The 22,835-nt window shown below is 67.9% G+C and carries 27 protein-coding genes; 24 read left to right on the forward strand and 3 right to left on the reverse strand.

From position 1 onward, the window contains the following. Position 1: 1 nt before the first annotated feature. The 14 genes from flhF (at position 2) to ACW9UL_RS09425 (ending at position 12,489) form a co-directional block, all read left to right on the forward strand. Positions 2–1,312, forward strand: coding sequence for a flagellar biosynthesis GTPase FlhF (gene flhF / locus ACW9UL_RS09360; protein WP_021441785.1), 1,311 nt, complete (start codon positions 2–4; stop codon positions 1,310–1,312). A 96-nt stretch (positions 1,313–1,408) separates the two neighbouring features. After that, a complete protein-coding gene (gene fleN / locus ACW9UL_RS09365) occupies positions 1,409–2,239 on the forward strand; it encodes a flagellar synthesis regulator FleN (RefSeq protein WP_031302501.1) in 831 nt (276 codons plus the stop codon). Then, positions 2,236–2,982 carry an RNA polymerase sigma factor FliA gene (fliA, locus tag ACW9UL_RS09370; protein WP_031302503.1) on the forward strand — a complete coding sequence of 249 codons (747 nt, stop codon included), beginning with the start codon at positions 2,236–2,238 and terminating at the stop codon, positions 2,980–2,982. The genes fleN and fliA overlap by 4 nt, the downstream gene beginning before the upstream one ends. Before the next feature lie 77 nt (positions 2,983–3,059). After that, positions 3,060–3,434: a chemotaxis response regulator CheY gene (locus ACW9UL_RS09375; RefSeq protein ID WP_169968482.1), complete on the forward strand. Its 375-nt coding sequence runs from the start codon at positions 3,060–3,062 to the stop codon at positions 3,432–3,434. Between the two features lie 19 nt (positions 3,435–3,453). Next, complete coding sequence (locus ACW9UL_RS09380; protein ID WP_021441788.1) at positions 3,454–4,242, forward strand: protein phosphatase CheZ; 789 nt, start codon at positions 3,454–3,456, stop codon at positions 4,240–4,242. Between the two features lie 13 nt (positions 4,243–4,255). Continuing rightward, positions 4,256–6,427: a chemotaxis protein CheA gene (locus ACW9UL_RS09385; RefSeq protein ID WP_457790354.1), complete on the forward strand. Its 2,172-nt coding sequence runs from the start codon at positions 4,256–4,258 to the stop codon at positions 6,425–6,427. Positions 6,428–6,469: 42 nt separating this feature from the next. Beyond that, positions 6,470–7,609 (forward strand): protein-glutamate methylesterase/protein-glutamine glutaminase, encoded by a 1,140-nt coding sequence (locus ACW9UL_RS09390; protein ID WP_457790356.1) that lies wholly within the window; start codon positions 6,470–6,472, stop codon positions 7,607–7,609. Between the two features lie 25 nt (positions 7,610–7,634). After that, the gene (locus tag ACW9UL_RS09395) at positions 7,635–8,375 is read left to right on the forward strand and encodes a flagellar motor protein (protein ID WP_021444532.1); all 741 of its coding nucleotides are present in this window, start codon (positions 7,635–7,637) and stop codon (positions 8,373–8,375) included. Between the two features lie 12 nt (positions 8,376–8,387). After that, complete coding sequence (gene motD, locus ACW9UL_RS09400; protein ID WP_021444533.1) at positions 8,388–9,206, forward strand: flagellar motor protein MotD; 819 nt, start codon at positions 8,388–8,390, stop codon at positions 9,204–9,206. A gap of 82 nt (positions 9,207–9,288) precedes the next feature. After that, positions 9,289–10,077, forward strand: a complete 789-nt coding sequence (locus tag ACW9UL_RS09405; RefSeq protein WP_457790359.1) for a ParA family protein — start codon at positions 9,289–9,291, stop codon at positions 10,075–10,077. A gap of 87 nt (positions 10,078–10,164) precedes the next feature. After that, positions 10,165–10,953 (forward strand): CheW domain-containing protein, encoded by a 789-nt coding sequence (locus ACW9UL_RS09410; protein ID WP_457790361.1) that lies wholly within the window; start codon positions 10,165–10,167, stop codon positions 10,951–10,953. 98 nt (positions 10,954–11,051) lie between these two features. Beyond that, a complete protein-coding gene (locus ACW9UL_RS09415; RefSeq protein WP_021445082.1) occupies positions 11,052–11,531 on the forward strand; it encodes a chemotaxis protein CheW in 480 nt (159 codons plus the stop codon). Beyond that, on the forward strand, positions 11,531–11,929 hold the full coding sequence (locus tag ACW9UL_RS09420) for a DUF2802 domain-containing protein (protein ID WP_122108406.1): 399 nt from the start codon (positions 11,531–11,533) through the stop codon (positions 11,927–11,929). The genes ACW9UL_RS09415 and ACW9UL_RS09420 overlap by 1 nt, the downstream gene beginning before the upstream one ends. A 116-nt stretch (positions 11,930–12,045) precedes the next feature. Continuing rightward, positions 12,046–12,489, forward strand: a complete 444-nt coding sequence (locus tag ACW9UL_RS09425) for a rhodanese-like domain-containing protein (protein WP_122108405.1) — start codon at positions 12,046–12,048, stop codon at positions 12,487–12,489. On the opposite strand, the gene ACW9UL_RS09430 is transcribed toward ACW9UL_RS09425, so the two are convergent. Together ACW9UL_RS09430 and fliK are read right to left on the reverse strand one after the other, a co-directional pair. Then, positions 12,470–12,811 (reverse strand): EscU/YscU/HrcU family type III secretion system export apparatus switch protein, encoded by a 342-nt coding sequence (locus tag ACW9UL_RS09430; RefSeq protein WP_457790364.1) that lies wholly within the window; start codon positions 12,809–12,811, stop codon positions 12,470–12,472. The genes ACW9UL_RS09425 and ACW9UL_RS09430 overlap by 20 nt on opposite strands. Continuing rightward, positions 12,808–14,349: a flagellar hook-length control protein FliK gene (gene fliK / locus ACW9UL_RS09435; RefSeq protein WP_397497369.1), complete on the reverse strand. Its 1,542-nt coding sequence runs from the start codon at positions 14,347–14,349 to the stop codon at positions 12,808–12,810. The genes ACW9UL_RS09430 and fliK overlap by 4 nt, the downstream gene beginning before the upstream one ends. A gap of 161 nt (positions 14,350–14,510) precedes the next feature. On the opposite strand from fliK, the gene ccmA reads away from it, so the two are divergent. The 10 genes from ccmA to ACW9UL_RS09485 all read left to right on the forward strand — a co-directional run bounded on the left by ccmA (position 14,511) and on the right by ACW9UL_RS09485 (position 21,828). After that, positions 14,511–15,155, forward strand: coding sequence for a cytochrome c biogenesis heme-transporting ATPase CcmA (ccmA, locus tag ACW9UL_RS09440; protein ID WP_457790365.1), 645 nt, complete (start codon positions 14,511–14,513; stop codon positions 15,153–15,155). Continuing rightward, a complete protein-coding gene (gene ccmB / locus ACW9UL_RS09445; protein WP_122108401.1) occupies positions 15,152–15,823 on the forward strand; it encodes a heme exporter protein CcmB in 672 nt (223 codons plus the stop codon). Before ccmA ends, ccmB begins: the two co-directional genes overlap by 4 nt. A 72-nt stretch (positions 15,824–15,895) precedes the next feature. After that, complete coding sequence (locus ACW9UL_RS09450) at positions 15,896–16,651, forward strand: heme ABC transporter permease (protein ID WP_457790367.1); 756 nt, start codon at positions 15,896–15,898, stop codon at positions 16,649–16,651. Next, positions 16,648–16,824, forward strand: a complete 177-nt coding sequence (gene ccmD, locus ACW9UL_RS09455; RefSeq protein WP_021443802.1) for a heme exporter protein CcmD — start codon at positions 16,648–16,650, stop codon at positions 16,822–16,824. Before ACW9UL_RS09450 ends, ccmD begins: the two co-directional genes overlap by 4 nt. Beyond that, positions 16,821–17,309, forward strand: a complete 489-nt coding sequence (gene ccmE, locus ACW9UL_RS09460; RefSeq protein WP_457790370.1) for a cytochrome c maturation protein CcmE — start codon at positions 16,821–16,823, stop codon at positions 17,307–17,309. The genes ccmD and ccmE overlap by 4 nt, the downstream gene beginning before the upstream one ends. Further along, positions 17,306–19,279 (forward strand): heme lyase CcmF/NrfE family subunit, encoded by a 1,974-nt coding sequence (locus ACW9UL_RS09465; protein ID WP_397497367.1) that lies wholly within the window; start codon positions 17,306–17,308, stop codon positions 19,277–19,279. The genes ccmE and ACW9UL_RS09465 overlap by 4 nt, the downstream gene beginning before the upstream one ends. Further along, a complete protein-coding gene (locus tag ACW9UL_RS09470; RefSeq protein ID WP_457790372.1) occupies positions 19,276–19,815 on the forward strand; it encodes a DsbE family thiol:disulfide interchange protein in 540 nt (179 codons plus the stop codon). Before ACW9UL_RS09465 ends, ACW9UL_RS09470 begins: the two co-directional genes overlap by 4 nt. After that, positions 19,812–20,300 (forward strand): cytochrome c-type biogenesis protein, encoded by a 489-nt coding sequence (locus ACW9UL_RS09475; protein ID WP_021443798.1) that lies wholly within the window; start codon positions 19,812–19,814, stop codon positions 20,298–20,300. Before ACW9UL_RS09470 ends, ACW9UL_RS09475 begins: the two co-directional genes overlap by 4 nt. Further along, complete coding sequence (gene ccmI / locus ACW9UL_RS09480) at positions 20,297–21,508, forward strand: c-type cytochrome biogenesis protein CcmI (protein WP_457790374.1); 1,212 nt, start codon at positions 20,297–20,299, stop codon at positions 21,506–21,508. The genes ACW9UL_RS09475 and ccmI overlap by 4 nt, the downstream gene beginning before the upstream one ends. Further along, on the forward strand, positions 21,505–21,828 hold the full coding sequence (locus ACW9UL_RS09485; protein WP_457790376.1) for a hypothetical protein: 324 nt from the start codon (positions 21,505–21,507) through the stop codon (positions 21,826–21,828). The genes ccmI and ACW9UL_RS09485 overlap by 4 nt, the downstream gene beginning before the upstream one ends. A 77-nt stretch (positions 21,829–21,905) precedes the next feature. Here ACW9UL_RS09485 and ACW9UL_RS09490 read toward each other — a convergent pair whose 3' ends face one another. Then, positions 21,906–22,823 carry an urea transporter gene (locus ACW9UL_RS09490; protein WP_457790378.1) on the reverse strand — a complete coding sequence of 306 codons (918 nt, stop codon included), beginning with the start codon at positions 22,821–22,823 and terminating at the stop codon, positions 21,906–21,908. Positions 22,824–22,835 lie beyond the last annotated feature (12 nt).

Here is a 22,835-nt window from a genome sequence, read left to right on the forward strand (position 1 = left end):
CATGCAGGTCAAACGCTTCTTCGCCGCCGATATGCGGGCCGCCATGAAACTGGTGCGAGACGAGCTGGGCGCCGATGCCGCGATCATCGGCAATCGCCGGGTGGCCGGCGGCGTCGAGCTGACCGCTGCGCTGGATTACCAGGTGACGCCGGCGCCGGTACGGCCGAACCCGGCCCTGGAAGCCGAGCTGCGCAAGACCCAGGCGCGCATCGCCAGCGCCCAGGCCGAACTGGCCACCCGTGCCGAGCAGGACGCCGGCAAGGATCGCCAGCTGTTCGCCAACGAGTCGCTGGTGGCGCCGGAATTGCCGGCCACCCCGGTCAAGCCGCAGCGCCCGGCCGAGCCTGCACCGGTGCAGCCTGCGGTCGATCCGCGCGCGCTGGACGCCATGCGCTTCGAACTGCACGGCCTGCGCGAACTGATCGAAATGCAGCTCGGCTCCATCGCCTGGGGCCAGCTGCAGACCCGCCGCCCGCAACAGGCCAACCTCTGGCGCCGCCTGCAGCGCATGGGCCTGTCTGCCGAGCTGTCGCAGGCGCTGCTGAACAAGGTCGCTGACGTCGCCGAGCCGCGCCAGGCTTGGCGCATGCTGCTGGCCTACCTGGCTCACGCGATCAAGACGCCGAAAATCGAGCCGCTGGAAGAGGGTGGGGTGATCGCCCTGGTCGGCCCCGCCGGCATGGGCAAGACCACCACCCTGGCCAAGCTGGCGGCCCGTTACGTGCTTAAGCACGGCGCGCAGCAGGTCGCCCTGGTCAGCATGGACAGCTATCGCATCGGCGCGCAGGAGCAGCTCAAGACCCTGGGCCGCATCCTCGGCGTGTCGGTGACCCAGGTCGACCCTGGCCAGTCGCTGCTGCAGGCCCTGGCGCCACTGGCGAAGAAACGCGTGGTACTGATCGACACCGCCGGTCTGCCGGGCAACGACCCGGCGCTGCGCCTGCAGCTGGAGAGCCTGGCGGCGCGCGGCCTGCAGGCGAAGAATTACCTGGTCCTGGCGGCCACCAGCCAGAGCCAAGTGCTCAAGGCCGCCTACCATAGTTACAAGCGCTGCGGCCTGGCAGGCTGCATACTGACCAAGCTGGACGAAGCCGCCAGCCTGGGCGAGGCTTTAGGTCTGGCTATAAGCCAGCATCTGCCGGTAGCCTATGTCGCCGACGGCCCGCGGATTCCGGACGATCTGCAGGTGCCGCGCAGCCACCAACTGGTCAGCCGCGCGGTGGGCCTGCAGGCCGCCGAGGAGCCGAGCGAGGACGCCATGGCGCAGCTGTTCGCCGGGCTCTACCAGAGCCCGGCGCGACGCGCCGGCTGAGGCAGCGAGAAGAGAATGTTGCACCCTCGGGCGACGCCGTCGCCGGAGTGAACGGCCGGATGGCCAAGTCGAAGTTAGACAAGGTGTGTAGAAAACATGGGTATGCATCCCGTACAGGTGATCGCGGTGACCGGCGGCAAGGGTGGCGTCGGCAAGACCAATGTGTCGGTGAATCTGTCCATGGCCCTGGCCGATCTCGGTCGGCGGGTGATGCTGATGGACGCCGACCTCGGCCTGGCCAACGTCGACGTTCTGCTGGGGCTGGCGCCCAAGCGCACCCTGGCCGATGTGATCAGCGGCGAGTGCGACCTGCGCGACGTGCTGCTGCAGGGGCCGGGCGGCATCCGCATCGTGCCGGCGGCGTCCGGCACGCAGAGCATGGTCAACCTCTCGCCGATGCAGCACGCCGGGCTGATCCAGGCGTTCAGCGAGATCAGCGAGAATCTCGACGTGCTGGTGATCGACACCGCCGCCGGCATCGGCGATGCGGTGGTCAGCTTCGTCCGCGCCGCCCAGGAGATCCTGGTGGTGGTGTGCGACGAGCCGACCTCGATCACCGATGCCTACGCGCTGATCAAGCTGCTCAACCGCGACCACGGCATCAGCCGCTTCCGCGTGCTGGCCAACATGGCCCACAGCCCGCAGGAAGGGCGCAACCTCTTTGCTAAGCTGACCAAGGTGACCGATCGCTTCCTCGACGTCGCCCTGCAGTACGTCGGCGCCGTGCCCTACGACGAGTGCGTGCGCAAGGCCGTGCAGAAGCAGCGCGCCGTCTACGAAGCCTTCCCACGATCCAAGTGCGCCCTGGCGTTCAAGGCGATAGCCCAGAAGGTCGATACCTGGCCGCTGCCGGCCAACCCCCGCGGCCATCTGGAGTTTTTCGTCGAACGTCTGGTGCAGCAACCGACGGCAGACAGCGCCGTATGACAGCAGCTTCTGGACTTCGTATGTACAACAAGGCGCAGGCGCAGGATTCGCAGCACCAGTTGATCGAGCGCTATGCGCCTCTGGTCAAACGTATCGCCTATCACCTGCTGGCCCGTCTGCCGGCCAGCGTGCAGGTCGACGACCTGATCCAGGCCGGCATGATCGGCCTGCTCGAGGCCTCGCGTAAATACGACTCCAGCAAGGGTGCCAGCTTCGAAACCTTCGCCGGCATCCGCATCCGCGGCTCCATGCTCGACGAAGTGCGCAAGGGCGACTGGGCGCCGCGTTCGGTGCACCGCAACAGCCGCATGGTCAGCGACGCGATCCGCGTCGTGGAAGCGAGAACCGGGCGCGACGCTAAAGATCAGGAGGTTGCGGCCGAACTCCAATTGAGTCTGGAAGATTACTACGGCATCCTTGGCGACACTTTGGGCAGCCGCCTGTTCAGTTTCGACGACCTGTTGCAGGACGGCGAGCACGGCGGGCTGCACGAAGACGCCGGGCACACCCACCTCGAACCTTCGCGGGACCTCGAAGACGAACGCTTCCAGGCGGCATTGGCCGAGGCCATCGCCGGTCTGCCGGAGCGCGAACGTCTGGTGCTGGCGCTGTATTACGATGAAGAACTGAACTTGAAGGAAATCGGCGAAGTGCTGGGGGTCAGCGAGTCGCGCGTCAGCCAGTTGCACAGCCAGTGCGCCGCGCGTCTGCGTGCGCGCCTGGGCGAGTGGCGCGCCAGCTGAGTCGGTTTCACGATTAAAGGACGTCATTGCGTGTGCAATACGTTTGGGACTGTACGGAGGTCGACTTGGACAAGAACATGAAAATCCTCATCGTTGACGATTTCTCGACGATGCGACGGATCATCAAGAACCTCTTGCGTGATTTGGGTTTCACCAACACCGCAGAGGCCGACGATGGCACCTCGGCGCTGCCCATGCTGCAGAGCGGCAGTTTCGACTTCCTGGTGACCGACTGGAACATGCCCGGCATGACCGGCATCGACCTGCTGCGTGCGGTGCGCGCCGACGAGCGCCTCAAGCACCTGCCGGTGCTGATGGTCACCGCCGAGGCCAAGCGCGATCAGATCATCGAGGCGGCCCAGGCCGGCGTGAACGGCTATGTGGTCAAACCCTTCACCGCCCAGGTGCTGAAGGAAAAGATCGAGAAGATCTTCGAGCGGGTCAACGGCTGATGTCGGCCGCGAGGGTGCTATGGAACACGATGACTCCATCTTGGGCGACCTCGAGTCGACCCTGAAAAGCAACGCCCGCGAGTTGGTCGACAGCCTGGAAAAAGGCAACTTCGGCGCCGCGGTACAACTGATCAACGAGCTCAACAAGGTCCGCGACCGCGGGCTGTACCACGAGGTCGGCAAGCTGACCCGCGAGCTGCACAACGCCATCGTCAACTTCCAGCTCGATCCGCGCATGCCGCACGCCCAGGAGCTGTCGCAGATCGCCGATGCCACCGAGCGCCTGAATTACGTGGTCACCATGACCGAGAAGGCGGCCAATCGCACCATGGACCTGGTCGAGCAGAGCGCACCGCTGGTCAACGACCTCAGCGACGAAGCGCAGAGCCTCAGCGCCGAATGGGGCCGCTTCATGCGCCGCGAGATGGGCGCCGAGGGCTTTCGTGAGCTGGCCAAGCGTATCGAGCTGTTCCTCGCCCGCAGCGAGCGCGACAGCAGCAAGCTGTCCGGTCATCTCAACGACATTCTGCTGGCGCAGGACTACCAGGACCTCACCGGGCAGGTGATCAAGCGCGTCACCCAGCTGGTCACCGAGGTGGAAAGCAACCTGCTCAAACTGGTGCTGATGGCCAGCCAGGTCGACCGTTTCGCCGGCATTCAGCACGACCATGAGCAGCTGCGCGCCGAACAGGAAAAATTAAAAGAGCCATCTCGGGGTGAAGGTCCGCAGATTCATGCCGATAAGCGTGATGACGTCGCCTCCAGTCAGGACGATGTCGACGACCTGCTGTCCAGTCTAGGATTCTAAGGAGTTCCCCCCTATGAGCTTCGGCGCCGATGAAGAAATCCTCCAGGACTTCCTGGTAGAGGCCGGCGAGATCCTCGAACAGTTGTCCGAACAGTTGGTCGAGCTGGAAAGCCGCCCGGACGACATGAACCTGCTCAACGCCATTTTCCGCGGTTTCCATACCGTCAAGGGCGGGGCGGGATTCCTCCAGCTCAACGAGCTGGTGGAGTGCTGTCATATCGCCGAGAACGTCTTCGACATCCTGCGCAAGGGTGAGCGACGCGTCGACGCCGAGCTGATGGACGTGGTGCTCGAAGCCCTGGATGCGGTCAACGGCATGTTCGGCCAGGTGCGCGAGCGCAGCGAGCCGACCCCGGCGTCGGCCGAGCTGCTGGCGGCGCTGTCGCGGCTGGCCGAGCCGGCTGGTGCCGAGCCCGCCGCCGTGGCGCCTGCTGCCGCGCCGAAGTCCGAAGTCGCCGCCTCCGGCGACATCACCGACAGCGAGTTCGAGCAGCTGCTCGATGCCCTCGGCGAAGCGCCGGCCGGCGACAGCGTGGCGGCCAGCGACGAGATCACCGACGACGAATTCGAATCCCTGCTCGATCAGCTGCACGGCAAGGGCCAGTTCTCCGCGGCGGCTGAGAGCTCCGTCGGCGCGGCCGTCGCGGTCGCGGCCGTCGCGGCGCCGGCCGGCGACGAAATCACCGACGACGAATTCGAGGCGCTGCTCGACCAGTTGCACGGCAAGGGCCAGTTCGCCGGTGCAGTCGAAGCGCCAGCGCCGGCCGGCCCGGTGGCGGCGGCGAGCAGCGACGAGATCACCGACGACGAATTCGAATCCCTGCTCGACCAGTTGCACGGCAAGGGCAAGTTCGTCCCGCCCAGCGAGACCGCTGCCGCTCCGGTGGCCAAGCCGGCTGCCCCGGTTGCCCCAGCCAAGCCGGCTGCGGCGAAGCCGGCGGCCAAGGCCGAACCGGCCGCACACCGCCCGCCTGCAGCTCCGGCGCCCGCGGCGGACAAGGCGCCGGCGGCCAGCGAGGCGGAAACCACGGTGCGGGTCGATACCGCGCGCCTCGACGAGATCATGAACATGGTCGGCGAGCTGGTGCTGGTGCGTAACCGCCTGGTGCGCCTGGGCCTCAACAGTGGCGACGAGGCCATGTCCAAGGCGGTGTCCAACCTCGACGTGGTCACCGCCGACCTGCAGACCGCGGTGATGAAGACCCGCATGCAGCCGATCAAGAAGGTCTTCGGTCGCTTCCCGCGCCTGGTACGCGACCTGGCGCGCAACCTGAAGAAGGAAATCAACCTCGAGCTGGTGGGCGAGGAAACCGACCTCGACAAGAACCTGGTCGAGGCCCTGGCCGACCCGCTGGTGCACCTGGTGCGCAACGCCGTCGATCACGGCGTGGAGACCCCGGAAGAACGCGAGAAGGCCGGCAAGCCACGCGGCGGGCGGGTGGTGCTGTCCGCCGAGCAGGAGGGCGACCACATCCTCTTGTCGATCACCGACGACGGCAAGGGCATGGACGCCGACGTGCTGCGCGCCAAGGCGGTGGAGAAGGGCCTGCTGGACAAGGATGCAGCCGACCGCCTGAACGAGTTCGAGTGCTACAACCTGATCTTCGCCCCGGGTTTCTCGACCAAGACCGAGATTTCCGACGTGTCCGGCCGCGGCGTCGGCATGGACGTGGTCAAGACCAAGATTTCCCAGCTCAACGGCACGGTCAACGTGTTCTCGCAGAAGGGGGCGGGCTCGAAGATCATCATCAAGGTGCCGCTGACCCTGGCGATCATGCCGACCTTGATGGTGATGCTGGAGAACCAGGCCTTCGCCTTCCCGCTGGTCAACGTCAACGAGATCTTCCACCTCGACCTGTCGCGCACCAACGTGGTCGACGGCCAGGAGGTGGTGATCGTCCGCGACAAGGCGCTGCCGCTGTTTTACCTCAAGCGCTGGCTGGTGCCGCAGGCCTTCCACGAGGGCCAGCGCGAAGGCCATGTGGTGATCCTCACCGTGGGCAGCCAGCGCATCGGCTTCGTCGTCGACCAGCTGGTGGGCCAGGAAGAGGTGGTGATCAAGCCGCTGGGCAAGATGCTCCAGGGCACCCCGGGCATGTCCGGCGCCACGATCACCGGCGACGGGCGCATCGCCCTGATTCTCGACGTACCGAGCATGCTCAAGCGCTACGCTCGACGTTTCTGATGGTTGCGGCGTCGGTCGGTCCGGCGCCGTTTAGGAGTGTGTATGGCAGTCAAGGTTTTGGTGGTGGACGACTCCGGCTTCTTCCGCCGGCGCGTTTCGGAAATTCTGTCTGCCGACCCCAATATCCAGGTGGTGGGCACGGCCACCAATGGCCGCGAGGCCATCGACCAGGCGCTGGCGCTCAAGCCCGACGTGATCACCATGGACTACGAGATGCCGATGATGGACGGCATCACCGCGGTGCGGAACATCATGCAGCGCTGTCCGACGCCGGTGCTGATGTTTTCCTCGCTGACCCACGAAGGCGCTCGCGTCACCCTCGACGCCCTGGACGCCGGCGCGGTGGATTTTTTGCCGAAGAATTTCGAGGACATCTCGCGCAACCCGGAGAAGGTCAAGCAGCTGCTGTGCGAGAAGGTGCACAGCATCGCGCGCAGCAACCGCCGTTTTAGTTCGGCCGCGGTCGCTCCGGCGCCGGCTACGGCCAGCCCTGTGCCCGCGCCGGGCAGCCGGCCGGCGGCAACCACGGCCCGCCCGGCCGGCCTGCAGCCGCGCCCGGCGAGCCCGGTTGCGGCGCCCGGCGGCGCAGTCGGCGCCAGTTCCGCGGCGCCCAAGCGCAAGGCCTACAAGCTGGTGGCCATCGGTACCTCCACCGGCGGCCCGGTGGCCCTGCAGCGGGTGCTGACCCAGCTGCCGGCCAATTTCCCGGCGCCGCTGGTGCTCGTCCAGCACATGCCGGCAGCCTTCACCAAGGCCTTCGCCGAGCGTCTGGACAAGCTCTGCCGCATCCAGGTCAAGGAGGCCGAGGACGGCGACCTGCTGCGCCCCGGCCTGGCCCTGCTGGCCCCCGGCGGCAAGCAGATGATGGTCGACGCCCGCGGCGCGGTGAAGATCCTGCCCGGCGACGAGCGCCTGAACTACAAGCCCTGCGTCGATATCACCTTCGGCTCGGCGGCCAAGTCCTATGGCGACAAGGTGCTGGCCGTGGTGCTCACCGGCATGGGCGCCGACGGCCGCGAAGGCGCGCGCCTGCTCAAGCAGGGCGGCAGCCAGGTATGGGCGCAGGACGAGGCCAGCTGCGTGATCTACGGCATGCCCATGGCGGTGGTCAAGGCCAACCTGGCCGACGCGGTCTACGGCCTCGACGAGATCGGCCGGCACCTGACCGAGGCCTGCCTGTAATGAACCCTCACACGGGCGCGTGCGCATGGATGTACTGAGCCTGATCGGCGTCATTCTGGCGTTCGTCGCGATTCTCGGCGGCAACTACCTGGAGGGCGGCCACGCCGGCGCGCTGCTCAACGGTCCGGCGGCGCTGATCGTAATCGGCGGCACCCTCGGCGCGGCCTTCCTGCAGGCGCCGGTCAGCGTGTTCAAGCGCGCCATGGCCATCCAGCGCTGGATCTTCTTCCCGCCGCGCATCGACCTGATCGGCGGTATCAACCGCGTGGTCGGCTGGAGCATGGTGGCGCGCAAGGAAGGCCTGCTAGGTCTCGAGGCGGTGGCCGACGCCGAGCCCGACCCCTATGCGCGCAAGGGCCTGCAGCTGCTGGTCGACGGCGCCGAACCGGAATCCATCCGCAGCATCCTCGAGGTCGATCTGTACACCCAGGAGGCGCGCGATATCCAGGCGGCCAAGGTGTTCGAGAGCATGGGCGGCTACGCGCCGACCATCGGCATCATCGGCGCGGTGATGGGGCTGATCCACGTGATGGGTAACCTGGCCGACCCGAGCATGCTCGGCAGCGGCATCGCCGTGGCCTTCGTCGCCACCATCTACGGCGTCGGCTTCGCCAACCTGCTGCTGCTGCCGGCCGGTAACAAGCTCAAGGCCATCGCCATGCGCCAGTCGCGTTACCGCGAGATGCTGCTGGAGGGCATCCTGTCCATCGCCGAGGGTGAGAACCCGCGGTCCATCGAGCTGAAGCTGCAAGGCTTCATGGACTGATGGAGGGCTGTCATGGCGCGTCGGCGGCAGCATGAAGAACACGAGAATCACGAGCGCTGGCTGGTGTCCTACGCGGACTTCATCACCCTGCTGTTCGCCTTCTTCGTGGTGATGTACTCGATCTCCTCACTCAACGAGGGCAAGTACAAGATTCTCTCCGAGACCCTGACCGGCGTGTTCAACCAGCCGGATCGCTCGATCAAGCCGATCCCGGTGGGCGAGGAGCGGCCGCGCACCGGCGAGCCCGAGCGCGCCTCGCTGGACGAGGCCAATAGCGAGACCCCGGACGACTCCCTGCAGGACATCGCCGCCAGCGTGCGCCAGGCTTTCGGCGAGCTGATCCAGAACGAGCAGCTGACCGTGCGCGGCAACGAGATGTGGATCGAGATCGAGCTGAGTTCCAGCCTGCTGTTCCCCAGCGGCGACGCGCTGCCGAACAACCAGGCGTTCGACATCATCGAGAAGGTCGCCAAGATTCTGGCGCCTTATCAGAATCCGGTGAAGGTGGAAGGTTTCACCGACAACCTGCCGATCCAGACCAGCCAGTTTCCGACCAACTGGGAGCTGTCTTCGGCGCGGGCGGCGAGCATCGTGCGTATGCTGGCCATGGACGGCGTCGATCCGGCGCGGTTGGCGGCGGTCGGCTACGGCGAGTTCCAGCCGGTGGCGGACAACGCCACGGCCGAAGGGCGGGGGCGCAACCGCCGCGTGGTGCTGGTGATTTCGCGCAACCTCGACACCCGGCGCAGCGCCGGCAGCACCGCGGCGCAGCAGTCCGGCGCTGGCACGCAACCTGCACCGGCGCCTGTGTCGGAGGTTCCGCAATCGTGAGCCGTCAAATCCCAGTCGCCTGCTGCGTGCCGGCGACAACCGTTCTCGGCCTGAGTGCTTCACGCCGGGAGGATGAAAGAAGATGAAAGTCTGGGCAGTAGCCAATCAGAAGGGTGGTGTCGGCAAGACCACCACCTCCATCGCCCTGGCCGGCCTGCTGGCCGATGCCGGCAAGCGGGTGGTGGTGGTCGACCTCGACCCGCACGGGTCGATGACCAGTTATTTCGGCCATGATCCCGATACGCTGGAGCACAGCTGCTTCGACCTGTTCCTGCACCAGGGCGGCGTGCCCCAGGGCCTGCCCAGGCAGCTGCTGCACGGTACCAGCCACGAACGCATCTCCCTGCTGCCGTCGAGCACCGCGCTGGCCACCCTGGAGCGCCAGTCGCCGGGGCAGAGCGGCCTGGGCCTGGTGATCGCCAAGAGCCTGGCGCAGCTGTGGGAGGATTTCGATCACGCCATCATCGACAGCCCGCCGCTGCTCGGCGTGCTGATGGTCAATGCCCTGGCCGCCAGCCAGCAGCTGGTGATCCCGGTGCAGACCGAGTTTCTCGCGGTCAAGGGCCTGGAGCGCATGGTCAGCACCCTGGCCATGATCAACCGCTCGCGCAAGCAGGCGCTGCCCTACACCATAGTGCCGACCCTGTTCGACCGCCGTACCCAGGCCTCGATGAGCACCCTGCGGGTGCTGCGCAACAGCTATCCCGAGCACCTCTGGCAGGCCTACATCCCGGTCGATACTCGTCTGCGCGATGCCAGCCGGGCCGGGCGCACGCCCTCGCAGTTCGATGCCGGCAGTCGCGGGGTGATCGCCTATCGGGCGTTGCTCAAGCACCTGCTGAGCCATCAACCGGCAGCGCAGGTGGCCTGACATGCCCGTCTGTGTTGAACTGGCGCACTCAAGTCGGGCCGGGCTGCGGCCGATAGGCTGTACAGGTCTCCATCACGGGTTTCAGTCATGAGTCGTACCCTCGCCACCGCCACGCGTTCCCAGCTGGCCCTGCAGTCCTACCTCGACGGTCTGTTGCAGGAGGCCGCGGCCGAGCTGGAGATGTCCGTCAGCCTCGAGGAATTCGAGAGCGCGGTACTCGAGGAGCAGGTGCGCGATGCGCGCCTGACGGCGCCTGCGCCGGTCGCTCCCGTACCTGTCGTCGCGCCGCGCGCGCCGGTGGCCCTGGTGGTCGCGCCTGAGGTGGAGGTGCAGGCCCCGCCGCTTGCCGCGCCGCTCGAAACGCCGCCGGCATATCCGGCCGCGCTGCAGCTGGAGGGGCGGCCGAGCTGGGCCGAGGAGCCGTTCGAGTGCCTGCTGTTCGACGTCGCCGGCCTGACCCTGGCCGTGCCGCTGATCTGCCTGGGCTCGATCTATCCGCTGGAGGGCCAGGAGCTGACGCCGCTGTTCGGCCAGCCGGACTGGTTTCTCGGCATCCTGCCGAGCCAGGCGGGCAACCTCAAGGTGCTGGACACCGCACGCTGGGTGATGCCCGATCGCTACCGCGAGGATTTCCGCGAGGGCCTGCAGTACGTGATCTCGGTGCAGGGCTATGAATGGGGGCTGGCGGTGCATCAGGTCAGCCGCTCGATCCGTCTCGACCCGGCCGAGGTCAAGTGGCGCAGCCAGCGCACCCAGCGGCCCTGGCTGGCCGGTACGGTGATCGAGCACATGTGCGCGTTGCTCGACGTGGCGGCACTCGCCGAATTGATCGCCAGCGGCGGCGCCAAGCGCCTCGCCGCCGGCAAGCTGCACTGAGAATTGGCGGGCCCGCGCGTGCGCCGGGCTCTAAAGTTGATGACAAGCGGGTCGACCCGCGCATGCCGCAGCGAGCGGTTTTTGACGAGGCTAGGGACATGAAGAAAAGTTCTGCACAGGGTGCCGAAGATCCGATTCTGCAGTGGGTGACCTTTCGCCTGGACAACGAGACCTATGGCATCAACGTGATGCAGGTGCAGGAAGTGCTGCGCTACACCGAGATCGCCCCGGTGCCGGGGGCGCCGAGCTACGTGCTGGGCATCATCAACCTGCGCGGCAATGTGGTCACCGTGATCGACACCCGCCAGCGCTTCGGCCTGGGCTCGGCGCCGGTCACCGACAACACCCGCATCGTCATCATCGAGGCGGACAAGCAGGTGGTGGGCATCCTGGTCGACAGCGTGGCCGAGGTGGTCTACCTGCGCCAGTCGGAGATCGAGACCGCGCCGAACGTGGGCAACGACGAGTCGGCCAAGTTCATCCAGGGCGTGTGCAACAAGAACGGCGAACTGCTGATCCTGGTCGAGCTGGACAAGATGATGACCGAGGAAGAGTGGTCGGAGCTGGAGAGTATCTAGTGCTCGAAGCCGCCCTGATCGCCCTGGCGCTGCTCTGCGTGGCGCTGGGCATCGTCTGCCATGGCCTGTACCGCAACCAGCAGCGCATGCTGGCGGAGCAGGCCAAGTGCGATGCCGTGCGCGACGCGCGGATCAAGGAGCTGGGCAAACGCCTGGATGCCTACCTGACCGGCAGCATCCGCATGGGCGAGGAGTTGCACGAGCTGCGCCGGGTGGTGGCGCCGCTGCCGGACAAACTCAGTCAGATCGAGCAGCGCGACCCCAGCAGCCTGTCCTTCACCCAGGCCGCGCGCCTGGTCGGCATGGGCGCCAGCGTCGAGGATCTGACCCAGTCCTGCGGCCTGAGCCAGGCCGAGGCCGAACTGATCAGCCGCCTGCACCAGTCCAAGGCGCAATAACCGACGCATAGTCGTCGGCGTTCTTAAAAGCTCGTCCGATCTTCGCCAATCAATCCTAGTACGCCCCCTGGCCACGCCTAAGCTGATGCTGTAGGCATCGCCGCGGGGTGTTCGTCATGCATCGCCTGATTCTGCTGTTGGTCGGCTGGCTGCTGTGCCTGCCGCTCGCCGCCCAGGACGCGCCGCTGGAGGTACGTGGCGCGATCACGGTCAACGTGCTGCAGGCCAAGCACCTGTACGACCACGGCGCGCTGTTCATCGACGTGCGTCCGTCGCGCGAATGGGGCTGGGGCCATGTCCACGGTGCCCTGCACATGGACCTGGCCGGACGCTTCGCCGGGCTGCAGCAGAGGCACTGGCCGCGCGAGCTGCCACTGGTGATCTACTGCGACAGCGAGGTTTGCCCGCAAAGCGCGCAGGCGGTGCAGCAGGCGGTGGCCTGGGGCTTCAGTCGGGTGTTCTATTTCCGCGGCGGCTACTTCGCCTGGCAGCTGTTCGACTTCCCCAGCGGCAAGGGCGCGGCCGGCGAGGCGCTGGCGGTCAGTCTGCCGGTCCCTTGAGCCGCGGCAGTGGCGGGCTGACGTCGCGCTCGGCGTCGGCCGCGAAGCCGGGCGGGGTCTTGCCCTGCAGGTACCAGGCGAAGGCGATGATCTCGGCGATGCAGCGGTACAGCGCCTCGGGGATGGCGTCGCCCAGCTCCAGGCGGGCCAGCAGGCGCACCAGTTCGGCATTCTCGTAGATCGGCACCTCGTATTCGCGGGCGATGGCGAGGATGGCCTCGGCCAGCTCGTCGTCGCCCTTGGCGCTGAGCACGGGGGCGTTGTGCCCGTCGTAGTTGAGGGCGATGGCCTGGCGCGGCTCGGCCTTGCTCTTGCGGCTCATGCGGTTTCGTCCACCCAGCGTTGTTCCAGCGTGGTTTTCGGCCCCTGCGGCGGCAGGCCCTGGCTGCAGGCCAGTTCGCCGACCTCGAGGCCGGCGGCCTGCAGGCGTTCGCGCAGGTTGCCGAGTTCGGCGCCGATCAGATTGGCGGTATCGGCGCGCTCGGCCCACAGCTGGCTGGACAGGCTGCCGCGCAGCAGCTGGGCGCGCACCTGCAGCGGGCCGAGGTGGTCGAGGTCGAAGGCCAGCTCGACGCGCCAGAGGGTTTCCTTATGCTCCGGCTTGTCCGCCTTGCCGCTGTCCTCGCGCTGCAGCTTGATCTGCAGCGGGATCAGCTCCTGCTGGTGGCGCATGGGCAGCTCCAGCTGCCAGGTGGTCAGCAGGTTGCCGTTGGCATCTACCTGGGTCTGCGCCAGGCTCGACAGCTGGTGGGTCTGCAGGCGCGAGACGGCCGCGGCGGCGAGTTTGAGCAGGGTTTCCAGGTCGGCCTCGCCATCCAGGTTCTGCAGCAGCCGCGACGGCAGGGGAAAGCCCAGGGCCTGTTGGCGCGCGGCGCCGGCGGGGCTGAGACCGCCGAGCATCTGCCGGGCCAGCGCCGGCAGCGCCTGGCCCATGGCGCCCTGCAGGCCGGCAAGGGTGGCGGCGCCGCCGGGCAGTTGTGGCAACAACTGGGCGATCAGGCGCAGCAGGTTGGCTTTCAGGTCCTGGGGCAGGGCGGCGGTCTGGCCCTGCAGCAGCTTGGCTTCCAGCAGCACGCCGCTGCCTTCCAGGGCCTGGGCCAGGCCCTTGGCCGTGCTCAGTTGGGTGCTGTCGGGCAGAGCACCGAGCAGGCGCTCGATGCCGCTGCGCAGCTCGCCGCTCAGTTCGGCCTTGCCAGCCAGGCCCTGCAGCCCCTTGAGCAGGCCCTCCAGCGAGGCCTGGCGATTGTGCTGGGCGGCCAGTTGCTGGCCCAGCACCAGTTGATCGAGGCGGCCGCTGAGCGGCAGGAAATTCAGGCTCTGGCTGCCCTGTACCTGGGCGCTGAGCAGGCTGCCCAGAGGCAGCGCCAGCGGGCTGTCGAGGGCCAGCTGGCGGCCGGCCAGCGGGGTGTTGAGCAGGTTGACCAGCAGCCGGTAGACCGCCTGCGCACCCTGCGGCGGCAACGGTTCGCGGCTGGTCACCTTGCCCTGCACCAGGGTGCCGGGCGGCAGTTGTTGCAGGTCGAGGCTGGTCAGCGGCTTGTCACCGCCGGCCTGCAGCGCCAGGGCCAGGCGGGTGTCGGACAGCGCGGTGACCAGCAGCGCGCTGCCCTGGGCCAGCGGGCGCGGGCTCTCGGCCTGCAGGGTGGCCTGGCGCCCGCCCGCCAGGGTCAGCTTGAGCAGCAGTTGGAAACTCTGCGCCTGTTCCTTGAGGGCGATCACCTCGGCCTTGGCGCTTTCGCCGGCCGCCAGCAGGCCGTCCAGCGGCTGCAGCAGGCGCACGGCCAGGTCGGCGGCGCTGACGGCGGGGCGCACCGCCGGCGGCGTGGCGGGAAGCGGACGGGGACTGCTGATTTCGCTCATGAGCGCTCGGTAGGCCGAAAGTCTATTAACACCCTGTCGAAAATGCTGACTGCGGGGACAGTGATGCGACATGTATAATGCCGCCCCGTTCCGCACCGCACTTCCGGCTCGCGTCAGTATAGCGGCCGGGGCACCGCCGACTTTAACCCTGCCAGGTAGCGATGACACCTCCCGCCCCCCTTCTCGAAGCCGTGGCGCTCAGCTGTGAGCGGGATTGGCGCATGCTTTTCGAACACCTGCATTTTCATCTGCAGGCCGGCGACATGCTGCAGATCAGCGGCCCCAACGGCAGCGGCAAGACCAGCCTGCTGCGCCTGCTGGCCGGGCTGATGCAGCCCACCGCCGGCAGCATCCGCCTGCAGGGTAGGCCGCTGGCCGAACAGCGCGGCGAACAGGCGCGCAATCTCTTGTGGATCGGCCACGCCGCCGGCATCAAGGGCCTGCTGAGCGCCGAGGAAAACCTGGCCTGGCTTTGCGCGCTGCACACCCCGGTCGGCCGCGAGGCGATCTGGCAGGCGCTGGCCGCGGTCGGCCTGCGCGGCTTCGAGGACGTGCCCAGCCACACCCTGTCCGCCGGTCAGCAGCGCCGCGTCGCCCTGGCGCGCCTGTACCTGGCCGATGCGCCGCCGCTGTGGGTGCTCGACGAGCCTTTCACCGCCCTCGACAAGCAAGGGGTGGCGCAGCTGGAGCAGCACCTGGCGGCGCACTGCGAGCGCGGCGGGGTGGTGGTGCTGACCACCCACCACAGCCTGCAGCACAAGCCGGCCACCTACCGCGAACTGGACCTGGGGCAGCACGCCGCATGAGCAACGTCTTCAGCCTGCTGCTCGCCCGTGAAATGCGCCTGCTGGCGCGGCGTCCGGCCGAGCTGGCCAACCCGCTGGTGTTCTTCGCCATAGTGGTCGCGCTGTTTCCGCTGGCGGTGGGGCCGGAGACGCAATTGTTGCAAACCCTTTCGCCGGGGCTGGTGTGGGTGGCGGCGCTATTGGCCGTGCTGCTCTCGCTGGACGGGCTTTTCCGCAGCGATTTCGAGGACGGCTCGCTGGAACAGTGGGTCCTTTCGTCGCACCCCCTGCCTCTTCTGGTGTTGGCCAAGGTGCTGGCACACTGGCTGTTCAGCGGTCTGGCGCTGGTGCTGCTGGCGCCCCTGCTGGCGCTGATGCTCGGCCTGCCCGGGCGCTGCCTGCCGGTGCTGCTGCTGTCGCTGCTGCTCGGCACCCCGGTGCTGAGCCTGCTCGGCGCGGTGGGCGCGGCGCTCACCGTCGGTCTCAAACGCGGCGGCCTGCTGCTGGCGCTGCTGATTCTGCCGCTGTACATCCCGGTGCTGATTCTCGGCAGCGGGGCACTGCAGGCGGCCCTGCAAGGATTGCCGGCGACCGGCCACCTGTTGTGGCTGGCCAGCCTCACCGCCCTGGCGGTGACCCTGACACCTTTTGCAATTGCCGCCGGCCTGACCATCAGCGTCGGCGAATAATAACGAACCGTGAACCGTGGCCCGCGCTTCCCCGGATTGCATCCGGGCCACGTTTGAGTGATGAGTCGAGCGATGAACTGGACGTGGTTTCACAAGTGGGGTTCGCCCAAGTGGTTCTATGAGATCAGCGGCCGCTGGCTGCCCTGGCTGAGCATCGCCGCCGGGCTGCTGATCGCCACCGGGCTGGTCTGGGGCCTGGCCTTCGCGCCGCCGGACTACCAGCAGGGCAACAGCTTCCGGATCATCTACATCCACGTACCGGCGGCCTTCCTCGCCCAGTCGATCTACGTGATGCTGGCGGTCGCCGGCCTGGTCGGTCTGGTGTGGAAGATGAAGCTGGCCGACGTCGCCCTGCAGCAGGCCGCGCCCATCGGCGCCTGGATGACCGCCATCGCCCTGCTCACCGGCGCCATCTGGGGCAAGCCGACCTGGGGCACCTATTGGGTGTGGGACGCGCGCCTGACCTCGATGCTGATCCTGCTGTTCCTCTACTTCGGCGTGATCGCCCTGGGCAACGCCATCAGCAACCGCGACAGCGCGGCCAAGGCCTGCGCGGTGCTGGCCATAGTCGGGGTGGTCAATATCCCGATCATCAAGTACTCGGTGGAGTGGTGGAACTCGCTGCACCAGACCGCCACCTTCAAGATCACCGAGAAGCCGGCCATGCCGGTGGAAATGTGGCTACCGCTGCTGCTCGCCGTGCTCGGCTTCTACTGCTTCTTCGGCGCCGTGCTGCTCTACCGCATGCGCACCGAGGTGCTCAAGCGCGAGGCGCGCAGCAGTTGGGTGAAAGCCGAGGTCGAATCCCTGGTGGAGGGCAAGGCATGAGTTTTTCCTCCTTCGCCGAGTTTCTCGCCATGGGCAGCCATGGCGCCTACGTGTGGAGCGCCTACGGCATCAGCCTGGCGGTGCTGGCGCTGAATGTGGCGTGGCCGATCCTGGCGCGCCGCCGTTACCTGCAAGACGAGGCGCGCCGTTTGCGCCGGGAGAAGTCGAAGTGAATCCGGTCCGCAAGAAACGTCTGTACATCGTCCTGGCCATCCTCTGCGGCGTTAGCATCGCCGTGGCCCTGGCGCTGACCGCGCTGCAGGAGAACATCAACCTGTTTTACACCCCGACCCAGATCGCCGACGGCGAGGCGCCGCTCGATACCCGCATCCGCGCCGGCGGGCTGGTGGAGGAGGGCTCGGTGAAGCGCTCGCCGGACAGCCTGGAGGTGGACTTCGTGGTCACCGACGGCGCCAAGGGCATCACCATCCGCTACCTGGGCATCCTCCCCGACCTGTTCCGCGAGGGCCAGGGCATCGTCGCCCTGGGCAAGGTCAACGAGCAGGGCGTGCTGGTGGCCGACGAGGTGCTGGCCAAGCACGACGAGAACTACATGCCGCCGGAAGTGATGCAGGCGCTGGAAAAGAGCGGCATGAAGCAGCAGCACGACACCGCCACCGCCGGCAAACAGGCCTACCAGCAGGAGAGTGCGCAATGATCCCCGAGCTCGGCCATCTGGCGATGATCCTGGCGCTGTGCCTGTGCCTGGTGCAGGCCACGCTACCGCTGATCGGCGCCTGGCGCGGCGACCACCAGTGGATGAGCCTGGCGCAGCCGGCCGCCTGGGGCCAGTTCGCCTTCCTGCTGTTTTCCTTCCTCTGCCTGACCTACGCCTTCATGGTCGACGACTTCTCCGTCGCCTACGTGGCCAACAACTCCAACAGCGCGCTGCCCTGGTACTACAAGTTCAGCGCCGTGTGGGGCGCCCACGAAGGCTCGCTGCTGCTGTGGGCGCTGATCCTGGCCGGCTGGACCTTCGCCGTGGCGATCTTCTCCCGCCACTTGCCGGAAGAGATGCTGGCCCGCGTGCTGGCGGTGATGGGCATGATCAGCATCGGCTTCCTGCTGTTTCTGATCGTCACCTCCAACCCCTTCGAGCGCCTGCTGCCGAATGCGCCGATGGACGGCCGCGACCTCAACCCGCTGCTGCAGGACTTCGGCCTGATCGTCCATCCGCCGATGCTGTACATGGGCTACGTCGGCTTCTCGGTGGCCTTCGCCTTCGCCATCGCCGCGCTGCTCGGCGGCAAGTTGGACGCCGCCTGGGCGCGCTGGTCGCGTCCGTGGACCATAGTCGCCTGGGCCTTCCTCGGCATCGGTATCGCCCTGGGCTCCTGGTGGGCCTACTACGAGCTGGGCTGGGGCGGCTGGTGGTTCTGGGACCCGGTGGAGAACGCCTCCTTTATGCCCTGGCTGGTGGGGACGGCTTTGATTCACTCGCTGGCGGTGACCGAGAAGCGCGGCGTGTTCAAGAGCTGGACCGTGCTGCTGGCCATCGCCGCCTTCTCCCTCAGCCTGCTCGGTACCTTCCTGGTGCGTTCCGGGGTGCTGACCTCGGTACATGCCTTCGCCACCGACCCCGAGCGCGGCGTGTTCATCCTCGCCTTCCTGCTGCTGGTGGTGGGCGGCTCGCTGGCGCTGTTCGCCCTGCGCGCGCCGGTGGTGCGCAGCCAGGTCGGCTTCGGCCTGTGGTCGCGCGAGACCCTGCTGCTGGTCAACAACATCGTGCTGGTGGTGGCCGCGGCGATGATCCTGCTCGGCACCCTCTACCCGCTGGTGCTCGACGCACTGACCGGGGCCAAGCTGTCGGTCGGCCCGCCTTACTTCAACGCGCTGTTCGTGCCGCTGATGGCGCTGCTGATGGCAGTGATCAGCGTCGGCGTGCTGGTGCGCTGGAAGGACACCCCGCTGCACTGGCTCGGGCGCATGCTGGCGCCGGTGTTGGTGGCCAGCGTGGTGCTGGCGCTGGTCGCCACCTTCGTCCACGGCGACTTCCACTGGGCGGTGCTCGCCGTCTGCCTGCTGGCGGCCTGGGTGGTGCTGGCCGGTGCCCGCGACATCCTCGACAAGACCCGTCACAAGGGCCTGCTCAAGGGCCTGCCGAGCCTCGGTCGCAGCTACTGGGGCATGCAGATGGCACATTTCGGTTTCGCGGTATGCGCCCTCGGCGTGGTGCTGACCAGCCTGGGCAGCTACGAGCGCGACCTGCGCATGGCGCCGGGCGATTCGGTGGAACTCGGCGGTTATCGCTTCCAGTTCGACGGTGCGGTGCACCATGAGGGCCCCAACTTCATCTCCGACAAGGGCACGGTGCGGGTGTTCGACGGCGAGCGGCAGATCAAGGTGCTGCACCCGGAGAAGCGTCTGTACACCGTGCAGCAGGCGACCATGACCGAGGCGGGCATCGACGCCGGCTTCACCCGCGACCTCTTCGTCGCCCTCGGCGAGCCGCTGGAGCAGGGCGCCTGGGCGGTGCGCGTGCACATCAAACCCTTCGTCCGCTGGATCTGGCTGGGCGCGCTGCTGATGGGCCTTGGCGGTTTCCTCGCCGCCAGCGATTCGCGTTACCGGATCAAGGTGCGCACCCGCGTGCGCGAGGCGCTCGGCATGGCGGAGGCCAAGGCATGAAACGACTGTTGCTGCTGCTGCCGCTGCTGGCCTTTCTCGGCATCACGGTATTTCTCTACCGCGGGCTGTTCCTCGACCCCTCCGAGCTGCCCTCGGCGCTGATCGGCAAGCCCTTTCCGGCCTTCAGCCTGCCGGCGCTGGACGATCCGGCGCGCACCCTGACTCAGGAGGACCTCAAGGGCAAACCGGCGCTGGTCAACGTCTGGGCTACCTGGTGCCCGGCCTGTCGCCACGAGCACCCGGTGCTGAACAAGCTGGCCGAGGCCGGCGTGGTGATCCACGGGGTCAACTACAAGGACGAACGCGAGCCGGCGCAGCAATGGCTGCGCGACCTGCACAACCCCTACCAGCTCAATATCGAGGACGCCAAGGGCAGCCTGGGCCTGGACCTGGGCGTGTACGGCGCGCCGGAAACCTTCTTCGTCGATGCCCAGGGCATTATCCGCCACAAGTTCGTCGGCACCATCGACGAGCGCGTCTGGCGCGAGAAGCTGGCGCCGATCTACCAGCAACTGGCCGACGAGGTGCAGCCATGAAGCGCCTGCTGCTCAGTTGCGGCCTCAGCCTCGGCCTGCTGGCCGGCGCCCAGGCGGCCATCGACACCTTCGAGTTCGCCAGCGAGGCGGAGCGCCAGCGCTACCGCAACCTGATCGAAGAACTGCGCTGCCCCAAGTGCCAGAACCAGAACATCGCCGATTCCGACGCGCCGATCGCCATGGACCTGCGCCGCGAGATCTTCCGCATGCTGGAGGAGGGCAAGAGCAACGAGCAGATCATCGACTTCCTGGTCTCGCGCTACGGCGACTTCGTGCTCTACAACCCGCCCGTCACCGGGCGCACCCTGCTGCTCTGGTACGGCCCGGCCGGCCTGCTGCTGATCGGCTTCGGCGTGCTCGGGACCATCGTCCTGCGCCGCCGCAAGCAGCAGAAGACGCGCCCGGCCGCCGGCCTCTCCGCCGATGAGCAGCAGCGCCTCGCCGCGCTGCTCGAGCAAAACTCTCAGGACAAGAAAGACCAATGATCGATTTCTGGTTGCCCGCCGGGTTGCTGCTGCTGACCGCCCTGGCGTTTCTGCTGATCCCGGTGCTGCGCATTCGCAAGCTGCAGGCCGAGGAAGACCGCACCGCCCTCAACGTCACCCTCTACCAGGAGCGCCTGCAGGAGCTGGAAACTCAGCGCCAGGCCGGCGTGCTCGACGACGCCCAGCTCGAGGCTGGCCGCGCCGAGGCCGCGCGCGAACTGCTGGCCGACACCGAAGGCGTGCAGCGCCGCAGCGGCGTGCTCGGCGGCAAGATCCCGCTGCTCGCCGCCATCCTGGTGCCGCTGCTGGGCGTCGGCCTGTACATGCACTGGGGCGCCCTGGCTCAGGTCGTGCAGACCCGCCAGCTGGCCGCGCAGCAGCCGCAGAGCATCGAAGAGATGACCGCGCGCCTGGAACAGTCGCTCAAGGACAACCCGGAATCGGCCGAGGCCTGGTACTTCCTCGGCCGCACCTATATGGCCCAGGAGCGCGCCGCTGATGCGGCCAAGGCCTTCGAGCAGGCGGTGAAGCTGGCCGGCCGTGCGCCGGAGCTGCTCGGCCAGTGGGCGCAGGCGCTGTACTTCGCCGGCGGCAAGCAGTGGAATGACCAGCTGCAGGCGCTGACCGACGAGGCGCTGAAGGCCGACCCGCAAGAGGTGACCAGCCTCGGCCTGCTCGGCATCGCCGCCTACGAGAGCCAGCGTTACGCCGATGCGGTGCGCTACTGGGAGCGTCTGGTGGCGGTGCTGCCGGAACAGGACCCCTCGCGCGCGGCGATTGCCGGCGGCATCGAGCGCGCCCGTCAGCAGATCGGCGAAGGCGAGCAGCCGCCGGCCGCCGCCGCGCCGGGCGCCAAGGTGCATGCCCTGGAAGTCAGCGTGGCGCTGTCGCCCGAGGTGCAGGCGCAGGTACAGCCGGACGACAGCGTCTTCGTCTTCGCCCGTGCCTTGAGCGGCCCGCCCATGCCGCTGGCGGTCAAGCGCCTGAAGGTTTCCGACCTGCCGGCGCAGGTCAGCCTGTCGGATGTCGATGCGATGATGCCCGAGCTCAAGCTGTCGGCCTTCGAACAGGTGCAGCTGGTGGCGCGGGTATCGCGCGAGGGCAATGCCACCCGCGGCGAGTGGATCGGCCAGCGCGGGCCGGTGTCGAACACCGCGCGCGACACCCAGGCGCTGCTGATCGACAGCCGCGACGGCCAGGCGCAATGAAGCGCCTGGCGCTGCTCGGCGCGCTCAGCCTGAGCCTGGTCGGTTGCGCCGTGCAGCCGAGTGCGCCGCTCGGCTCGCTGCCGCCGGTGCAGCAGCCGTCCCACCCGCGCTACGCGCCGCCGCCGGGCGTGGCCAGCCACTGGAACCCGGCGCTGGGCGTCTACGTGGTCGAGGGCGCGCGCGACCTCTACTACCGCGAGCGCATCTTCTATCGCTGGGCCAGCGGCTGGAGCTGGTCGCCGCAGCCCGGCGGGCCCTGGCGCGCCACCGACAGCAGCGGCATCCCGCCGGGGCTCTACCGGCAGTACCAGAGTCGCTGAAGTCGGCTTCTCCGCTCGACGCACGGCGCCCCCAGGGCGCCGTTTTGCGTACTGGGGATCGGCCCGGTCGAGACTGTTCAGGGTTGGCGCCGCGGCGCGCTGTCCTTCACCGCCTGACGCCAGCGTTGCGCGCTGGCCTTGACCAGCCAGCAGGCGAGGATGAAGGGCATGGTCAGCGCCGGTATTTCGAGAGCGGCGAAACCCGGTTGCAGCAGCAGGGCCAGCAGCAGGCCGCACAGCGGCGCGAGGGGGGGGCGCTGTACCTGGGCCAACGCGATGGCGGCGAGGCTGGCGTTGTAGCCGTAGAGTCCGGCCAGGGCGCCGTCACTGGGCCAGCCCTGCAGCAGGGCGAGGGCGAAGCCGGCGCTCGAGCCCAGCACGGCCCACAGCGCGGCGCGGCGGTCGGCCAGCAGCAGGCCGAGCAGCAGGGCGAGGCCGGCCAGCGGCGCGTCGAGGAAGATCACCTGGCCCAGGCCGCGCAGCACCGCCAGCAGCAGCTCCACGCCGACCAGCTCGGGCATGCCGGGCGCTGCCGCTGGCGGCGCCGGCGGCAGGCCCAGCGGGGCGGCCAGGGCCAGCAGTGCCCAGCCCAGCAAGACGAACGGGAAGGTGAAGGCCGGCAGCCAGCCATACTGGCGCATGCGCCGCATCCAGGGGGCCAGCAGCAGGCTGGAGAGCCCGGCGCTGGCGACGATCAGCAGCGGCAGCAGCGGCGTCCAGGCCAGTTTCAGGCTGAGCAGCAGGCCGAGCAGGATGCCGTTGTAGCCGTACAGGCCGATGGCGATGTCCGCCTGCGGGTAGCCGCGGCGCTGCGCCACCAGCATCGAGGCCAGGCCGCCGAGCAGCGCGCCGCCGAGCAGGTCGGGTGCGCCGAGCACGATCGCCAGCAGCACCAGCAGGCCGCAACCGGGGTGTTGCTGCAGGAAGATCTGGGCGAAGCCGCAAAGCAGGGCGCGCAGGCCCTGCAGGGCAGGGTGGGAAGAGAGAGGCGACATGCTGGACTCGAA

Source organism: Pseudomonas sp. PL-6, from assembly GCF_054110165.1.

Bases quoted from the DNA above. Each gene is read 5' to 3' on its own strand.
- flhF (WP_021441785.1), top strand. From the start codon at position 2: ATGCAGGTCAAACGCTTCTTCGCCGCCGATATGCGGGCCGCCATGAAA.
- fleN (WP_031302501.1), top strand. From the start codon at position 1,409: ATGGGTATGCATCCCGTACAGGTGATCGCGGTGACCGGCGGCAAGGGT.
- fliA (WP_031302503.1), top strand. From the start codon at position 2,236: ATGACAGCAGCTTCTGGACTTCGTATGTACAACAAGGCGCAGGCGCAG.
- ACW9UL_RS09375 (WP_169968482.1), top strand. From the start codon at position 3,060: ATGAAAATCCTCATCGTTGACGATTTCTCGACGATGCGACGGATCATC.
- ACW9UL_RS09380 (WP_021441788.1), top strand. From the start codon at position 3,454: ATGGAACACGATGACTCCATCTTGGGCGACCTCGAGTCGACCCTGAAA.
- ACW9UL_RS09385 (WP_457790354.1), top strand. From the start codon at position 4,256: ATGAGCTTCGGCGCCGATGAAGAAATCCTCCAGGACTTCCTGGTAGAG.
- ACW9UL_RS09390 (WP_457790356.1), top strand. From the start codon at position 6,470: ATGGCAGTCAAGGTTTTGGTGGTGGACGACTCCGGCTTCTTCCGCCGG.
- ACW9UL_RS09395 (WP_021444532.1), top strand. From the start codon at position 7,635: ATGGATGTACTGAGCCTGATCGGCGTCATTCTGGCGTTCGTCGCGATT.
- motD (WP_021444533.1), top strand. From the start codon at position 8,388: ATGGCGCGTCGGCGGCAGCATGAAGAACACGAGAATCACGAGCGCTGG.
- ACW9UL_RS09405 (WP_457790359.1), top strand. From the start codon at position 9,289: ATGAAAGTCTGGGCAGTAGCCAATCAGAAGGGTGGTGTCGGCAAGACC.
- ACW9UL_RS09410 (WP_457790361.1), top strand. From the start codon at position 10,165: ATGAGTCGTACCCTCGCCACCGCCACGCGTTCCCAGCTGGCCCTGCAG.
- ACW9UL_RS09415 (WP_021445082.1), top strand. From the start codon at position 11,052: ATGAAGAAAAGTTCTGCACAGGGTGCCGAAGATCCGATTCTGCAGTGG.
- ACW9UL_RS09425 (WP_122108405.1), top strand. From the start codon at position 12,046: ATGCATCGCCTGATTCTGCTGTTGGTCGGCTGGCTGCTGTGCCTGCCG.
- ACW9UL_RS09430 (WP_457790364.1), bottom strand. From the start codon at position 12,811: ATGAGCCGCAAGAGCAAGGCCGAGCCGCGCCAGGCCATCGCCCTCAAC.
- fliK (WP_397497369.1), bottom strand. From the start codon at position 14,349: ATGAGCGAAATCAGCAGTCCCCGTCCGCTTCCCGCCACGCCGCCGGCG.
- ccmA (WP_457790365.1), top strand. From the start codon at position 14,511: ATGACACCTCCCGCCCCCCTTCTCGAAGCCGTGGCGCTCAGCTGTGAG.
- ccmB (WP_122108401.1), top strand. From the start codon at position 15,152: ATGAGCAACGTCTTCAGCCTGCTGCTCGCCCGTGAAATGCGCCTGCTG.
- ACW9UL_RS09450 (WP_457790367.1), top strand. From the start codon at position 15,896: ATGAACTGGACGTGGTTTCACAAGTGGGGTTCGCCCAAGTGGTTCTAT.
- ccmD (WP_021443802.1), top strand. From the start codon at position 16,648: ATGAGTTTTTCCTCCTTCGCCGAGTTTCTCGCCATGGGCAGCCATGGC.
- ACW9UL_RS09465 (WP_397497367.1), top strand. From the start codon at position 17,306: ATGATCCCCGAGCTCGGCCATCTGGCGATGATCCTGGCGCTGTGCCTG.
- ACW9UL_RS09470 (WP_457790372.1), top strand. From the start codon at position 19,276: ATGAAACGACTGTTGCTGCTGCTGCCGCTGCTGGCCTTTCTCGGCATC.
- ACW9UL_RS09475 (WP_021443798.1), top strand. From the start codon at position 19,812: ATGAAGCGCCTGCTGCTCAGTTGCGGCCTCAGCCTCGGCCTGCTGGCC.
- ccmI (WP_457790374.1), top strand. From the start codon at position 20,297: ATGATCGATTTCTGGTTGCCCGCCGGGTTGCTGCTGCTGACCGCCCTG.
- ACW9UL_RS09485 (WP_457790376.1), top strand. From the start codon at position 21,505: ATGAAGCGCCTGGCGCTGCTCGGCGCGCTCAGCCTGAGCCTGGTCGGT.
- ACW9UL_RS09490 (WP_457790378.1), bottom strand. From the start codon at position 22,823: ATGTCGCCTCTCTCTTCCCACCCTGCCCTGCAGGGCCTGCGCGCCCTG.